The sequence below is a fragment of the Prosthecobacter sp. genome, assembly GCF_014879935.1.
Classification (GTDB): domain Bacteria; phylum Verrucomicrobiota; class Verrucomicrobiia; order Verrucomicrobiales; family Verrucomicrobiaceae; genus Prosthecobacter.
Genome location: NZ_JACSRD010000157.1, coordinates 41,004 through 55,137 on the forward strand (window position 1 = coordinate 41,004; position 14,134 = coordinate 55,137).

The 14,134-nt window shown below is 62.8% G+C and carries 15 protein-coding genes; 10 read left to right on the plus strand and 5 right to left on the minus strand.

The genetic code is table 11. The features are described 5' to 3' along the window. Positions 1-115 precede the first annotated feature (115 nt). The 3 genes from IAE77_RS14915 to dnaK all read right to left on the minus strand — a co-directional run bounded on the left by IAE77_RS14915 (position 116) and on the right by dnaK (position 3,327). Positions 116-727, minus strand: coding sequence for a hypothetical protein (locus IAE77_RS14915; protein ID WP_294227802.1), 612 nt, complete (start codon positions 725-727; stop codon positions 116-118). Next, the gene (locus IAE77_RS14920; RefSeq protein WP_294227804.1) at positions 724-1,305 is read right to left on the minus strand and encodes a hypothetical protein; all 582 of its coding nucleotides are present in this window, start codon (positions 1,303-1,305) and stop codon (positions 724-726) included. The genes IAE77_RS14915 and IAE77_RS14920 overlap by 4 nt, the downstream gene beginning before the upstream one ends. An 84-nt stretch (positions 1,306-1,389) precedes the next feature. After that, positions 1,390-3,327, minus strand: a complete 1,938-nt coding sequence (gene dnaK / locus IAE77_RS14925) for a molecular chaperone DnaK (protein WP_294227806.1) — start codon at positions 3,325-3,327, stop codon at positions 1,390-1,392. A gap of 382 nt (positions 3,328-3,709) precedes the next feature. Between dnaK and nuoB the strand changes: the two genes are divergently transcribed. The 10 genes from nuoB to IAE77_RS14975 all read left to right on the plus strand — a co-directional run bounded on the left by nuoB (position 3,710) and on the right by IAE77_RS14975 (position 12,438). After that, positions 3,710-4,246, plus strand: a complete 537-nt coding sequence (gene nuoB, locus IAE77_RS14930; RefSeq protein WP_294227808.1) for an NADH-quinone oxidoreductase subunit NuoB — start codon at positions 3,710-3,712, stop codon at positions 4,244-4,246. Positions 4,247-4,258: 12 nt separating this feature from the next. Continuing rightward, the gene (locus tag IAE77_RS14935) at positions 4,259-4,831 is read left to right on the plus strand and encodes an NADH-quinone oxidoreductase subunit C (protein WP_294227810.1); all 573 of its coding nucleotides are present in this window, start codon (positions 4,259-4,261) and stop codon (positions 4,829-4,831) included. A gap of 119 nt (positions 4,832-4,950) precedes the next feature. After that, complete coding sequence (locus IAE77_RS14940) at positions 4,951-6,213, plus strand: PQQ-binding-like beta-propeller repeat protein (protein WP_294227811.1); 1,263 nt, start codon at positions 4,951-4,953, stop codon at positions 6,211-6,213. 157 nt (positions 6,214-6,370) lie between these two features. Beyond that, positions 6,371-8,092, plus strand: coding sequence for an LptF/LptG family permease (locus IAE77_RS14945; RefSeq protein ID WP_294227813.1), 1,722 nt, complete (start codon positions 6,371-6,373; stop codon positions 8,090-8,092). Between the two features lie 44 nt (positions 8,093-8,136). Beyond that, positions 8,137-8,880: a hypothetical protein gene (locus tag IAE77_RS14950; RefSeq protein ID WP_294227814.1), complete on the plus strand. Its 744-nt coding sequence runs from the start codon at positions 8,137-8,139 to the stop codon at positions 8,878-8,880. Between the two features lie 32 nt (positions 8,881-8,912). Beyond that, the gene (gene pyrE, locus IAE77_RS14955; RefSeq protein WP_294227816.1) at positions 8,913-9,482 is read left to right on the plus strand and encodes an orotate phosphoribosyltransferase; all 570 of its coding nucleotides are present in this window, start codon (positions 8,913-8,915) and stop codon (positions 9,480-9,482) included. A gap of 94 nt (positions 9,483-9,576) precedes the next feature. Beyond that, entirely contained in the window at positions 9,577-10,524 is a 948-nt protein-coding gene (locus IAE77_RS14960; RefSeq protein WP_294227817.1) for a substrate-binding domain-containing protein, read from the plus strand. A 17-nt stretch (positions 10,525-10,541) separates the two neighbouring features. Further along, positions 10,542-11,075 carry a hypothetical protein gene (locus tag IAE77_RS14965; RefSeq protein ID WP_294227818.1) on the plus strand — a complete coding sequence of 178 codons (534 nt, stop codon included), beginning with the start codon at positions 10,542-10,544 and terminating at the stop codon, positions 11,073-11,075. After that, positions 11,072-11,929: a hypothetical protein gene (locus IAE77_RS14970; protein ID WP_294227819.1), complete on the plus strand. Its 858-nt coding sequence runs from the start codon at positions 11,072-11,074 to the stop codon at positions 11,927-11,929. Before IAE77_RS14965 ends, IAE77_RS14970 begins: the two co-directional genes overlap by 4 nt. Before the next feature lie 38 nt (positions 11,930-11,967). Next, a complete protein-coding gene (locus IAE77_RS14975) occupies positions 11,968-12,438 on the plus strand; it encodes a hypothetical protein (RefSeq protein WP_294227821.1) in 471 nt (156 codons plus the stop codon). Between the two features lie 2 nt (positions 12,439-12,440). Here the strand turns inward: IAE77_RS14975 and IAE77_RS14980 are convergent, their stop codons facing one another. Both IAE77_RS14980 and IAE77_RS14985 read right to left on the minus strand, forming a co-directional pair. Next, positions 12,441-13,508, minus strand: a complete 1,068-nt coding sequence (locus IAE77_RS14980; RefSeq protein WP_294227823.1) for a DUF5685 family protein — start codon at positions 13,506-13,508, stop codon at positions 12,441-12,443. Positions 13,509-13,547: 39 nt separating this feature from the next. Further along, positions 13,548-13,886 (minus strand): hypothetical protein, encoded by a 339-nt coding sequence (locus IAE77_RS14985; protein ID WP_294227825.1) that lies wholly within the window; start codon positions 13,884-13,886, stop codon positions 13,548-13,550. Positions 13,887-14,134 lie beyond the last annotated feature (248 nt).

Here is a 14,134-nt window from a genome sequence, read left to right on the forward strand (position 1 = left end):
GTCGAAGCCGGAAGCACGAATGGTGTGCGCTCGATGGGCTTCATAAGTGGTTCGGTTTTCGTCATTGGGGCTTCGTTCGTCATTCTGGTTTCTGGTTTCGTCATTCCGCCGCCGGTCAATCAGGCTGATCTGCCTTCGTTGCGGTGGCGGCGGGAGCGGCCGGATTGGAAAGGATGGCGACGCCGTTCGGGGCGCGTTCGAGGCCCCCGTAACTGATGTCGGGAGTCGCCTCCCCGATCTCACCGACGAGGAAGGCGACGAGTTGCTGCGGGTCTTCGGAAAGCGTCGCCTGGAGCATCCGGCTGGTGCGGGCCTTGTCGTAGCCTTTGATGTCGAGATCGAGCCGCGCCGCGCCTTCCAGGCCTTTCACCTGCGCCGCCAGATCCACGCTGCCATTGATGCGCTGCTGCAGCGCCTTGTCCTGGGCGAGTTTGCCGAGGAGGTTGCGCAGTTTCGTGTTCACCTCCGGCACGTTGAGGAGGTCGGCGGCGGTTTTGCCGGGATACTTCTCGATGATGTCGTCGGCTTCGCGTTGGAGATCGCCTGCGCTGGCTGGCGCCGGGGCCGTGCCGGTCAGAGCATTCGTGATCTCGGCCTCGATGCGTGTGTCCGACACGGTGGCGGCCGGCTTGGCCGGTGTTTCGGCTGCTTTGGCAGGTTCCGTGGCTTTTTTGCCGCAGGAGGCGAGCGCCAGAGCTGCGACGATGAGGAGCGTGTTTGTCTTCATGCGGCGCGGGGGGCGATGGCGGCGTTGGAAATTTCGCGCAAGGCGGTGCGGATCGCCTGCTCGAAGGTTTGGAAGGACTCGAACTGGGGCTGCACGCCGACCATGGTGAGACTGTCCCCCATGGTCTCCAGACGGCCGATCACATACCACTGGTCGTTGCTCTGGTTGGCGATGAGCGACTGCAGGTATTCGATCTCCAGTTTCTTGTTCGTGATCTGGTCGTTGGTGTCGGAACTCTGGTTGGTGAACTCCACCAACGGCTGGCGGCAAAGCAGGATGCCATAGGCCCGGTTCGCCGCGAGAGAGCAGGTGATGACGTACTTCGCCTGCGCTTCGACGAGGATGTGGGAAGGATCGGTGCCGCTGATGGCCAGCTCCGTGTCGGACAAACGGGCGCTGACTCCCATCGGATCACGCTTGATGCGGAAACCCTCCGCCTCAGTCAGACCTGCGAAGCACTCGACGATCTGCGACAGGTAGCGCCTCCGGCGCTCCAGCAGCAACTCGTCGTATCGATGGAGAAGCCTTTTGGCCTCCCCATCGAGTGCAGACAGTTCCTTGAGGGCTTCCAAACTCATCGGGAATCAGAGCGTCACATTGGTGATCATGCAGTGGAGAAAATGGAGCGCCGACAGCATCGGCGCTCCTGAATGGCGCGAGGGTTACTTGTCCTTGTCCACGACTTCGAAGTCGGCATCGACGACCTTGCCTTTGTCTTGGCTCTTCGGCTCGGCGGAGGCGACATCGGGGCCGGCGGCGCCCATGTCGGGCATGCCACCGGGGGCTCCGGCTCCTGCGGCGGCAGCGGCCTGATAAGCAGCGGCGAAGAGTTTTTCGATCTCTTCGGTCTGCGACTTCATCGCGTCGGTGTCGTTGGCTTCGATGGCGGACTTCAGCGTGGCGAGCTTGTCCTTGATAGGCGTGAGCTGCTCGGCGGGGACCTTGCCTTCCCACTCCTTCAGGGTCTTCTCGATCTCGTAGCTGAGGCTGTCGGCCTTGTTCTTGACCTCGACGCCTTCCTTGCGCTTGCGGTCTTCCTCGGCGTGCTCCTCGGCATCGCGCTTGGCCTTCTCGATTTCGTCCTGGCTGAGGCCGGAGCTGCCCTGGATGGAGATTTTCTGCTCCTTGCCGGTGGTTTTTTCCTTCGCGGAGACGTGGAGGATGCCGTTCGCGTCGATGTCAAAGGTGACCTCGATCTGCGGCACGCCGCGCGGCATCGGCGGGATGCCGTCGAGCTTGAAGGTGCCGAGCGTTTTGTTGTCGCGGGACATTGGACGCTCGCCCTGGAGGACGACGATTTCGACGCCAGGCTGCTGATCGGCGTAGGTGGAGAAGATTTGTGAGTGCTTCTTCGGGATGGTCGTGTTGCGGGCGATCATCGGCGTGGCGACGCCGCCGGCGGTCTCGATGGCGAGCGTGAGCGGCGTCACGTCGAGCAGGAGCACGTCCTTCACATCGCCCTTCAAAACGCCGCCCTGGATGGCTGCGCCGATGGCGACGACTTCGTCCGGGTTCACGCCCTGATGCGGATCTTTGCCAGCGAGCTTCTTCGCGGTCTCGACGACCTTTGGCATGCGGGTCATGCCGCCGACGAGAACGAGCTCGTCGATCTTCGATGCGTCCAGTTTGGCCGCGGCGAGGCAATCACGCACGGGCTTCATGGTGCGCTCAAAGAGACTGTCGCAGAGCTGCTCCATCTTCGCCCGCGTGAGCGTCTTCATGATGTGCTTCGGCCCGGTGGCGTCGGCGGTGATGAAGGGCAGATTGATGTCGTAGCTCTGGCTCGAGCTGAGGGCGATCTTCGCCTTCTCCGCCTCTTCTTTGATGCGCTGAAGAGCGTCCGGCTGGCCGCTGAGGTCGATGCCGCTGTCGGATTTGAACTCGTTCACGATCCAGGTGATGAGCGTGTTGTCCCAGTCGTCGCCGCCGAGATGCGTGTCGCCGTCCGTGGCGAGCACTTCGAAGACGCCGTCGCCGATTTCGAGCACGCTGATGTCAAAGGTGCCGCCGCCGAGGTCATACACGGCGATCTTTTCATCGCTCTTCGACTCCAGGCCGTAGGCCAACGAAGCCGCGGTGGGCTCATTGATGATGCGGCGCACGTTCAGGCCGGCGATCTCGCCCGCGGCCTTCGTGGCGTTGCGCTGGCTGTCGTTGAAGTAGGCCGGCACGGTGATGACGGCCTCGGTGATCGTTTCACCCAGCTTCGCCTCGGCGTCAGCCTTCAGCTTCGAGAGGATCATCGCGCTGACTTCCTGCGGGGAGTAGGTCTTCGTCTCGCCGCCGACTTCGACCTGCACATGCGCGTCGCCATTGCTGGCGGGAACGATCTTGTAAGGCATGCGCTTGTCCGCCTCGGTGAGTTCCGCGAACTTGCGGCCCATGAGGCGCTTCACGGAGAAGACGGTGTTGCGCGGGTTCGTGACGGCCTGGCGCTTCGCGGCCTGACCGACGACACGCTCGCCGCTCTTCGTGAATGCGACGACGGAGGGCGTGGTGCGTGCGCCTTCCGAATTTTCGAGGACCACGGCCTTGCCGCCTTCGAGGACGGCCATGCAGGAGTTCGTGGTGCCGAGGTCAATGCCGAGGATTTTGCTCATGATGGTTGGTTTGGGGGGAAAGGTTGAACTGAGGGATTTGGTGGCCTTTCCATGGCTAGAGCCGTGCCAAGTGGGTTCTTGGAGGCTGGAGTCATTGATTCGCAAGGGATGCAGCGTTTTGATGGACCCATACGCCAAAGTGCCAACGGCCCCAGAAACCGCCCAAAGTGCCAGCAAATGGCACAATTGGGCTGTCACTTGGCACTTTGGGCTGATTCGAAGCAGTTTGTGCCACAGCGCGTGTTTCGAGCCGAACCAAGACTTCCCGGGCAAGCTCCAACGAGCCATTTCCGCTTGGCGAGACTTTGTGAAAAGATTCACAATCTGATTGCCGCTCCTTCGCACGGGGCGTAATTCTCGCTGCCCAAATCCCCTCACGCCCATGGTAGCCCCTGCAGACGCCACCCTCGCCGCCTACGACTCGAAGGTCGAGGGCAATGTCATTTTCACGAAGCTCGACGCCGCCATCAACTGGATGCGCAAGAACTCCATGTGGCCGATGCCGATGGGCCTGGCCTGCTGCGCGATCGAAATGATGGCCGCCGCGTGCAGCCGCTACGATTTGAGCCGCTTTGGCGCCGAGGTGATGCGCTTTTCCCCCCGCCAAGCCGACGTCATGATCGTGGCTGGCACCGTGACCTACAAGATGGCCCTCGCCGTGAAGCGCATCTGGGATCAGATGCCCGCGCCGAAGTGGTGCATCGCCATGGGCGCCTGCGCCAGCAGCGGCGGGATGTATCGCAGCTACGCCGTGCTCCAGGGCATCGACCAGCTCATCCCGGTGGACGTTTACATCTCCGGCTGCCCTCCGCGCCCCGAGGCGCTGCTCGAGGGCCTGATGCGCCTCCAGCACAAGATCGAAACCGAGCATTCTTTTGTTGAGCAGAAGAAGGAGCTGATCGCCGAACTCACCGCTTAATTTTTCGACGCCATGAACGCCGCCCAGATGGTTGAAGCCTTGAAGCAGAAATTCGGCTCCGCCGTGCTCGAAACGAAGGAATTCCGCGGCGAGCAGACGCTCGTCGTCACGCTCGAAAGCGCGAAGCCGCTGCTGAAATACTGCCGCGACGAACTGGCCTTCGACTACCTCGTGGATGTCTCCAGCCTCGACTACATGGGCAAGGAGCCACGTTTTGAGATGGTGTATGAGATCTACGGTTACGGGCACCACCAGCACCTTCGCGTGCGGGCCGCCGTGGCCGAGGATGTGGAAGTCCCCACCGTCAGCGACCTCTGGCCGACCGCCGACTGGCATGAGCGCGAGGTGTACGACATGATGGGCATCAAATTCAGCGGCCACCCGGATCTGCGCCGCATCCTGATGTGGGAAGGCTATCCCTTCTTCCCGCTGCGGAAGGACTTCCCGCTCGAAGGCAAGCCCAGCGACATGCCTGAAGTGGGCTTCACCAAAGTCGCCCCGATGGCCGACGGCCCCTTCGTCACCAGCGCCGGCACGCACGACACCGTCGCCCGCGAGCCGCGCTCCCGCCGCCCGGTGGAGTGACATTCCTTTCAGCCTACGGAAGACACGGAAACCCGCAGAACGTCAGTTTGCCGTTTGGTCTGCGTGTTCCGCAGGCAGGAAAGAGCCGCCACGATCAACCGTTCCCGTTTTCCTTCATCATGACACGCACCCACCTCACCACCGCACTCGGTCTGGCGCTCGCCACGGCCGCCTTTTCCGCTGAATCCTCCGATTGGGCCAAGTTCCGCGGCCCGGCGGGCGATGGCACCGTTCCCGCCCTTTCCGGCGCCAAATGGAGCCTCAAGGAAGTCTGGAAATCACCCACCAACCTCGGTTTCAGCAGCTTTGCCGTCGCAGGTGGCAAGGCTTACACGCTCGTCACCGGGGAGAGCGATGGCAATACGGGCGAGATGCTCCTCTGCCTTGATGAAAAGACAGGCAAGCAGCTCTGGAGCAAGCCGCTGAGTGTCATCGCCAAATACGATGGCGGCGGCGACGCCGGCACCCCTGACAACAAAGGCGGCGACGGCTCCCGCAGCACGCCCGTGATCAACGGCGGCAAGGTCTATGTCATCGACTCCATGCTCAGCGTCTTCTGCTTCGACGCGGAATCCGGCAGCCAGGTGTGGAATCACGATGTCATGAAGGACAACGCCGGTGTGCAGATCAAATGGCACAATGCAGCCTCCCCGCTCATCGATGGCGATGTGCTCATGCTCGCCGGCGGCGGGGAAGGCCAGGCGCTCATCGGCTTGAACAAAAACACCGGCAAAGTCCTGTGGAAAGGCGAGGACGACAAGATGACCCACGCCACGCCGATCCTGGCGGACATCCTTGGCGTTCACCAGGCGGTCTTTTTCACCCAGAAAGGTCTCGTCGGCGTGAATCCAAAGGACGGCGACGTGCTCTGGCGTGCCGACTTCCCCTACAAGGTCAGCACCGCCGCCTCGCCAGTCGTGTTCGAAGACATCGTGTATTGCAGCGCCGGCTACGGCGTGGGCGCCGGTGCCTTCAAGCTCAGCAAAAAAGGCAGCAAACTCTCCGCCGAGCAGATCTGGCGTCGTGAAAACGAATGCTTCAACCACTGGAGCACCCCCGTCGTGAAGGACGGCTACCTCTACGGCATGTTCAGCTTCAAGGAATACGGCAAAGGCCCGCTCGCCTGCGTGGACATCCGCACGGGCAAGGACATGTGGAAGGAAGAAGGCTTTGGCCCCGGCCAGGTCATCCTCGTCGGCGACAAGGTCGTCGCCACCAGTGACAAGGGCGAAATCGTCGTCGCCGAGGCCAATCCGGAGAAGTACAAGGAAGTCGCCCGCAAGGACGTGCTCGACGGCAAGGTCTGGAGCTATCCGATCCTCGCCAACGGCAAAATCTTCGCCCGCAGCACGGTCGAAGGCGTCTGCCTTGAGGTGAACTGAGCCTGTCCCGCGAACCAGTCCGATTTCAAGAAGCCCGGAGCCGCAAAACTCCGGGCTTTTTCGTGCCGGTGGCCGCCCGGCGGTGATTTGACTCCGCAGGGGCGCGCAGCCTTGACGCCTCCGGCCCTCTGGCCGACTCTCGCCGTTCTCCCCCGGCATGAAGCAGTGGCTGTCACGATTGAACCAGGCCTGGCAAAAGGCGCGCGAACTCCCCTATGTGGGGCGCAGTTTGTTTGTGCTCGGCCTCCTGGTCCTGGCGGTCGCCATGTTTTTCGGCTGGCATCACACCCATCCGGATGATGTGGCCGGGGCGGCCATCCAGCAGGCGCAGATGGCGCAGATGGCGGTACCGGGGAGCATCGTGGTGCTCGCACGCATCCTGCCTTACCTCAATCTGTGGGTCTCCATCGGCGTGCCGTTGCTGCTGATCGTGATCTGGCGGCGGTGGGGGAATCTCACCCGCCTGATGGCGCCGGTCAGCATCGCCTCAGTATCCGTCGCTCTGTGGGCGATCACTAGCGAGCTGGTCGATTACATCGCTCATTCGCACATGACGGAGATGGGCGAGCCGCCCGCGCCGGTCGCGTTTGCCTTCAAGCTCGTCTTCATCGCCGTCGCCGTGGGTTCCTTGCCCTTGGCGCTTCAGTACTATCGCAAAACGCCGATTCTGGAGAACTACACGCTGCGCACCTTCCTCCATCCGCTGATCTTCTGCTTCGTCGCCTTCTGCTCGCTGTGGATCATCATGGACCTGCTCGACAACCTGAAGGACTTCCAGCAGGCGAAGACCAGCTTTGGCGATCTGCTCGGCTTCTACGTGGCGCTGCTGCCCTACATCTACGTCACCATCATGCCAGTGGCCCTGCTTCTGGCTGTGCTGTATGCCCTCACGCGCATGTCACGCGCCAACGAGCTCATCTCCATGCTCGGCTTCGGCCGCAGCCTTGCCCAGGTGCTGCGCCCGATCTTTCTCTGCACTCTTTATGTCTCCGTGCTGAGCATGGCGGCGAACTACTACTGGGCGCCACGTGCCGAGGGCAATCGCAAGGCCATCGTCCGCGCCCTGAGCGAGAAGGGAAAGGACTCCATCATGGCCTCGGCCATCATGTTCCGGAACGAGCAGACACGCCGCACCTGGTATGCCGCCACCTTCCCCTTTTCCCTGCGTGGCGGCCATGAGCGCATGCACGGCGTGCAGGTGCGTGAGGAAAACGCGGATGGCAGCCCGGCGCGCACCATCCTCGCGCCTTCGGCCTCCTGGTCGCCGGGTGGCGGATGGCGGTTCTTCGACGGCCAGGAGATGATCTATGAAAAGGGCAGCGTCGTCGCGATGCGCCCGTTTCCGGCCCTCGCAGACGGGCAGAAGGTGCTTGAGGCGCCGGAGATCGAGGAAACGCCCTGGGGCATCGTCAGTTACGCCCTGCGGGCCGATTTCATGAGCGTGCCGGAGCTGGTGTCCTACCTCCATGCGCATCCGAAGGCCGCGGACGACAAGCTCGCCCCCTTCCGCACGCACCTGTGGCATCGTTTTGCCCTGCCGTGGCAGATGGTGGCTCTCGTACTCGTCGCCGCGCCGCTGGGGGTCGCTTACTCGCGTCGCGGCGCCGTCGGCGGCATCGCGGGCAGTGTCTTCATCTTCTTCATCTTCATGTTCGTCGGGAATCTCTTCCTGAACCTCGGCAAAGGCGGGCACCTTCCGCCCTGGCTCACGGTCTGGATGCCTCATGTGCTCTTCGGTGCCTTCGGCTGGATGCTTTTCCGTTACCGCTCAGCCAACCGCGACCTGCCGACCCTCAAATCCCTGTTCAAAAAGGCGCCTGCGAGCATCCAGCGTCCACGCAACCGCAGCGATGCCGCCGCAGCCTCCGGCATGGCGTGAACTTGACGCTTGAAACTTCCCGCCTGGAACTCATAGACACTTAGATGCAGCAAAACTGGTCCATCCGCAGCCGCGCTCACGAGTGTGCCCTCACCGGCCGTCCCTTTGAGGATGGCGAGAGCTTCCACACCGCGATCTACTTCGATCCCGGGGAAAACGGCTACGTTCGCCGTGATGTCTGCGCCGAGGCGTGGAAACAGGAGGTTCAGGACCGCAAGCCGGTCGCTTCCTGGCGGACCATTTATCAAAAAGTCATCGCCGAGGCGAAGCCCGAAATCGCTCCCAAGGCAAGTGCGCAGGAACTGCTGCAGCGTTTCATTGAGGAAGGCGATCCGATGACGGAAAACGCCCGTTACATCCTCGCCCTCATGCTGGAGCGGAAGCGCCAGATCGTGCAGACCGCCGAGAAGGAAGTCGATGGCGCGAAGATGCTCTTCTACGAGAACAAAAAGACCGGCGAGATCTTCATCGTGCGAGATCCCGAGCTGCGTCTCGACGAAGTCGCCCAGATTCAGGAGGAAGTCGCCACCATCCTCGCCTTCGGCGGTCCCGCCGTCGAAGCCGCGAAAGCCGTGGGCGTCACCTTGACCGTCGATGGCGTCGTCCCGGCCGAAGAACCGAAGCCCGAAGGCGAACCAGCAGCCGAATCCACCGACGAACCAGCTCCGGAGACCCCGGCAGAAGCCGAGGTTTCATCCGACAGCGAGGAATCCGAGCCCTCCGAGCCTGCGGAAACCGAATCCGTCGCAGAAGAACCCACCGAGTCCACCGAAGCCGACGCTGCTTGATCCCGCATCACTTATCCCTCATCCCCGATCCCATGTCCCTCCAGCAAGACCGCGAAGAACTCCGCCAGATTTTGAAATCGAAGTCCGTGAAGACGGGCAAATTCACCCTCGCCTCCGGCAAGGAGAGCGATCTCTATGTCGATTGCCGCGTCACCACGCTCGATTCGCGAGGCGCGGTGCTCGTCGGCCGTGTGCTGCATGACCTGCTGCGGAAGGAAGAGGCGAAACGCGGCCTCAGCATCGGCTCCCTCGGCGGTTTGACCATGGGTGCGGACCCCATCACGCTGGCCGTGGCCATGAGTTCCAGCATGGCGGGTGACACACCGCCTGTGCAGGCCTTTGTCGTGCGCAAGGAGCCGAAAGGCCACGGCCGCGGCAAGCGCATCGAGGGCAACTTCATCGCCGGGCAGCCCGTCGTCGTCGTCGATGACGTCATCACCACGGGCGGTTCCACGTTGAAGGCCATCGAAGCCATCGAGCAGGAAGGCGGCAAGGTCGCCTTCGCCCTCATCCTCGTCGATCGCGACGAAGGCGGCCGCGACGCCATCGAAAGCGCCGGCTACCCCGTCGTCGCCGCCTTCACCCGGGCCGACCTGGTGTGATGCCATGCGGCGCCCTCCTCCACCGGGCTTGTCTCCGCATTCTCCGAACTGGCGGCTTGCGCTCACCGGCTGCCCTTGTGCTAGCATGCCGGTGATGAAACTTCGTCATTTCCTCCTCCTCGGCACCGCCCTGATCGCAGCGTGCGGCAAGACATCCGACAAACCTGCCGCCAAAGGCGCCATTGGCGTGTCACTGCTCACCCTGCAGAACCCGTTCTTCAAAGTGATCGGCGACAACATCACCGCCGAGGCGGCGAAGAGTGGTTATGACACGCTCGTGGTCAGCGCGGACAACGATGTGGCCCGCCAGAGCAACCAGGTGAAGGATTTCATTGTGAAAAAGGCCGCTGCGATCGTGCTGAGCCCGGCGGATTCGAAGGCGATCGTGCCGGTTATCCAGGAGGCAAACGCAGCAGGCATTCCCGTCTTCACCGTCGATGTGCCGTGCAACGAGCCCGGCGTGAAGATCGTGACGCAGGTGGCCACGGACAACTTCGGCGGCGGCAAGGAGGCCGGCAAAGCGATGATCGAGGCGCTCAAAGGCCAGGGTGGCAAGATCGGTGTGCTCGATCTGAAGGCCGTCGAGTCCTGCATCCTGCGCGTGAAGGGATTCAAGGAGGTGATCGACGCGCACAACGCGACGGCAACACTAAAGATCGAGATCGTCAGCGAACTCGACGGCGGCGGCGCGAAGGACAAGGGCTACAAGGCGGCGGAAGACATGCTGCAGGCGCATCCCGATCTCGTCGGCATCTTTGCCATCAATGATCCCTCCGCGCTCGGCGCTCGTGGAGCGCTCGAAAAAGCCGGGAAGGCCGACAAGGTCGTCATCATTGGCTTTGACGGCCAGCCGGAGGGCAAGCAGGCCATCAAGGACGGCAAGATTTACGCCGATCCCATCCAGTTTCCCGAAAAGATGGGCGTCGAGGTCGTTCGCGCTTTCATCCGGCACTCAAAAGGCGAGGAGTTGCCGCCGCAGATGCTCATTCCGACGAGTTTGTACCGTCAAAGCGATGGCGCGGCCGATGCATCGCTGAAATAGTCTCATCCTGATTGGTCATGAAGCCGCTTATCCTTCTCGCCTCGCTCCTCCTTGGCATCGCCGTCGTTCCGGCGGCTGAACCACGACCAGCATCCGAATTCACCACCACGGACCCGAAGAAGGTGAAGATCCTGGAGGATTCGTCGCTGGAGAAAGAGCCGGAGATCGACCACTTCAGGCACCTGTGCCCCGGACTCGGCGGCTATCAGGTGATCCACGAAGGCGGCGACCTGCGGAGCTGGATCAACCTCGTTTACGACGGCCGGAAGACCGACCTGATGAACGACACCCTCACCGCCTGCCCCGGCCAGTTCCCGGCGAAGGCCAACCACGTCGTGCAATGGCGTGGATTCCGCCGGGGCGATGCGTTTGTGCCTTATGCGGTCATCTTCCGCATGGCCTCCTCCAGCGACGATGAGAAGCAGTCGATCCTGGAGACGCTGATCGTGATCAAGCTCGACAAGGAGAAGACGCGAGTCGTCGGCCATGTCGCGGCGAAAGAAGGAAACACCAAGGCGGAGGCGCTGGCGGACAAGCTGTGCAAGCCATGAACACGGACTCCGGCACTTCATGGTCCCGCCGCCGCGTGATGACCGCCGCTCTGGCCGGTTTCGGCTGCCGCGTGGCCGCTGAGGAAGGCGGTCTGCCACACGTGCGCATCCTGTTCCTCGGGAACAGCTACACGGCAGGCCACAGCGTTCCCGCCATGGTGGGGGAGGTGCTGCTTTCGTCCCAGGTTCTCGCGCCGCACATCGGCAGCTACTTGCAGAGCAGCTACCGGCTGGCGCAACACGCCGCCGATCCGGATGCGCTGAAGCTGCTGAAGCAGGGCGCCGACGATGGCAGGCCCTGGGATGTGCTCGTGGTGCAGGAGCAGAGCATCCTGTCTTCTGTCGCCGCCGTGAATGAGGAAGCGCGGCAGATGATGAACGAGGGTTTCACCAAGCTCGTGGCGCTGGCCCTGGAGGCGAACCCGAAGATGCTCATCGTCGATTTCCAGGTCTGGGCACGGCATGCGAGGCTGTGGAAAGAGCAATCGCGTGAGGCTCTGAGCACCGGCAGGACTCCGGCCGAGGCGCACACGCGCATCCGGCTCGCCAATGCCCGTGCCGCGCAGGCTGCCCGGGAAAAGCATCCAGGGGCCAGCATTCTCGTCAGCCCCGTCGGGGATTTCTGGTGGCTCGTGGCCGACACCTACCCGGCGCTGCCGCTTTACTCCGATGACGGCACGCATCCCGACATGCTCGGCGCCATTCTCACCGCTCTCATCATCGCCGGAACCATCGGCGGCCGTGCGGTCATTGAGAACTCCACCTGGATCGGCGAATGCCCCTTCGACCAGGTCGAGCGTGTGAAGAAAGTGCTGCTCGACCATCCCGAAGTGTTCAAGAACGCAGGGAAGTGAATGAGAATGCGACATCCTCGGCCAGCCATCCTCTTTTCGTGACCAAACAAGCCGTCCTCGACCAGTTTCGCGCCGTGCTGAATGCCGAGCTCGCCTCGCTGACGCGGGCGGCACATGATTCGTTTGCAGCAGCCACCGATCCAGACAGCAAAGCGGAGAACAAATACGACACGCGCACCCTGGAGGCCTCGTATGTCGCTCGTGGTCAGGCGAAACGCGTGGCGGAGCTTCGCGAAGCCGTCCAGGCCTTTGCCGCCATGTCAGGCAATGCGTTGGAGCCAGGCGCGGCGGTCACTGTGGGAGCGCTGGTGACTTTGGAAACGCCGGAAGAGCTGGCGCACTATTTCCTCGGCCCGTTCGCCGGCGGCACGGAGATCGTGCATGAGCGCCAGGAGGTCGTGGTCATCACGCCTGCGTCACCGTTGGGACAGAAGCTCGTCGGCAGACGTGAGGGTGAGTCGATCGCCTTGCGTCCCGGCGTCACCGCCAGGGTGGCCGCGGTGGTTTGAGATTACGAGCAGTCACAGCCGCAGCATTCGATGCCGTCGCCGTCGCAGGGATTGCAGTCGCACATCGATCCGCCGCCACGGCCGGGTTTGCAGCAGCGGAAGATGTCGCAGCACCCGCTGCAGTCGCAGTCGCAGCAATCGCATCGATCACAGCAGCGGTCGCGCTGCCGTTCCGTGCGCTCCAGAGGAGACTGCGGGTGCTGGCGTCGCGTGGCCTTGCCTTTGCCACTGCCGGACACCTGCCTCACCCGCTGCTCCGCCCCTTCGATAAGGACTGAATTGAGCAGATCGCGGTGCCTGCGCAGCGGAAGCTGAAGAAAGGCGGCCCGCAGCCGCTGCAATGCGGCCTCCAACATCGGCAACACGGCCTCACGCCGGCCATTGATGTCTGGAAAGGCATGCAGCGGATTGAACTGGCCGCGCTTCCGGTCACGGTACCAGTCATCCCAGGCATCGTGGGCGTAAATGAGAAAGCCGAGGCTTTCGCCAAGCTCGCTCAAAGCAGCCCGGGACTGCGGCACGGCACAAACCTCTGCCAGATGGCCGACGATCTCGCCATAGGCGGCGCTCGTCGGCCGTGAACAGGCCTGAAGATCACGGGAGCTGCCTTCGATGTCATTTTGCCCTGCCACCCAGCCACGCACCTCCTTCACAGGAAAGCGCCACGCGTGGAGCAGCCCGAGAGCCCTTGAGATCGATCCATCGGCCAGCCGCCCTCCGACGTTCGCGGCCAGCCGCCGCCAGCCGCGTTCGTCTTGCACATCGTCATCAATCTTGGCGCTGAGGCCGCAGATCGTGATGGCAGCGGCGTATTGCAGCACCGGACTGTCTGCCACGAGATCGCGTGGAGTGGCGAAACGATTGCAGCACGTCGTGCGCTCGAATGAGGGCGGATCACCGGTCAAAGCCGAGCCCAGCAACGCGAGGAAGGTGCTGTCGCGATTCACCAGCCAGCGGCCCCAGGCACCGTAATCACGATGCAGACCGGTGCCCAGGCCGCAGAAGTGCGCGCGGTAAAGGGCACCGGCTTTTTCACAACACATCGCAGGACCCGGGAGATAGCCGAACATGGGCCGATGATGTGGAGCCGATGCAACTCCGCGAGCGGATTATGCGCTGGCACGACCGCGATTCGTCCGAGCGCGATGAATGACGGCCAGGACGAGCCCGATCACCAGCCAGCACATGCCGAGCAGCACGATGGCCCATTTAAGCCGCGAAGCCGCCCCGGCGATCATCAATGTGCCTGTTTGGATGGTGTTGGTGACGACGATCTGACGCAGACCGTGGTTCTCCACCAGATCGAGAACGCCTGCCAGCAGTTGCGCCGCCGCCAGCCATCGCGCGAACGCCGGAGCCCCAGGCCACAGATGGCCCCACGCATCTCCGGCGCACCAGCACAGCAGACATAGAAGCGGCGCATAACAGCAGATGAACCACGTGTCCATTTCAAGGTGCGTCAGCAGCGCCTTGCGCCGCTAAGCTTGATGTCGAGTTCGGCTCCGCGCTGCACAAGGACAACGAAATCCTCGTCGAGGCCAAAACGGCGAACGATCCCGATGACCAACCGCGCTCCAAAGCCAAGGGCGAGAGCTACAACCGCACCTACGCGGCCTCATCGCGGCCCGCGGCCGATTTCACCGATTACACGATCGCCGATGATGCCATCGCCACGCTGGAGCAATTCAAGGCGCGG

Excerpts from the sequence above, each read along its gene's own strand:
- IAE77_RS14915 (WP_294227802.1), bottom strand. The coding sequence starts at position 727 with ATGAAGACAAACACGCTCCTCATCGTCGCAGCTCTGGCGCTCGCCTCC.
- IAE77_RS14920 (WP_294227804.1), bottom strand. The coding sequence starts at position 1,305 with ATGAGTTTGGAAGCCCTCAAGGAACTGTCTGCACTCGATGGGGAGGCC.
- dnaK (WP_294227806.1), bottom strand. The coding sequence starts at position 3,327 with ATGAGCAAAATCCTCGGCATTGACCTCGGCACCACGAACTCCTGCATG.
- nuoB (WP_294227808.1), top strand. The coding sequence starts at position 3,710 with ATGGTAGCCCCTGCAGACGCCACCCTCGCCGCCTACGACTCGAAGGTC.
- IAE77_RS14935 (WP_294227810.1), top strand. The coding sequence starts at position 4,259 with ATGAACGCCGCCCAGATGGTTGAAGCCTTGAAGCAGAAATTCGGCTCC.
- IAE77_RS14940 (WP_294227811.1), top strand. The coding sequence starts at position 4,951 with ATGACACGCACCCACCTCACCACCGCACTCGGTCTGGCGCTCGCCACG.
- IAE77_RS14945 (WP_294227813.1), top strand. The coding sequence starts at position 6,371 with ATGAAGCAGTGGCTGTCACGATTGAACCAGGCCTGGCAAAAGGCGCGC.
- IAE77_RS14950 (WP_294227814.1), top strand. The coding sequence starts at position 8,137 with ATGCAGCAAAACTGGTCCATCCGCAGCCGCGCTCACGAGTGTGCCCTC.
- pyrE (WP_294227816.1), top strand. The coding sequence starts at position 8,913 with ATGTCCCTCCAGCAAGACCGCGAAGAACTCCGCCAGATTTTGAAATCG.
- IAE77_RS14960 (WP_294227817.1), top strand. The coding sequence starts at position 9,577 with ATGAAACTTCGTCATTTCCTCCTCCTCGGCACCGCCCTGATCGCAGCG.
- IAE77_RS14965 (WP_294227818.1), top strand. The coding sequence starts at position 10,542 with ATGAAGCCGCTTATCCTTCTCGCCTCGCTCCTCCTTGGCATCGCCGTC.
- IAE77_RS14970 (WP_294227819.1), top strand. The coding sequence starts at position 11,072 with ATGAACACGGACTCCGGCACTTCATGGTCCCGCCGCCGCGTGATGACC.
- IAE77_RS14980 (WP_294227823.1), bottom strand. The coding sequence starts at position 13,508 with ATGTTCGGCTATCTCCCGGGTCCTGCGATGTGTTGTGAAAAAGCCGGT.
- IAE77_RS14985 (WP_294227825.1), bottom strand. The coding sequence starts at position 13,886 with ATGGACACGTGGTTCATCTGCTGTTATGCGCCGCTTCTATGTCTGCTG.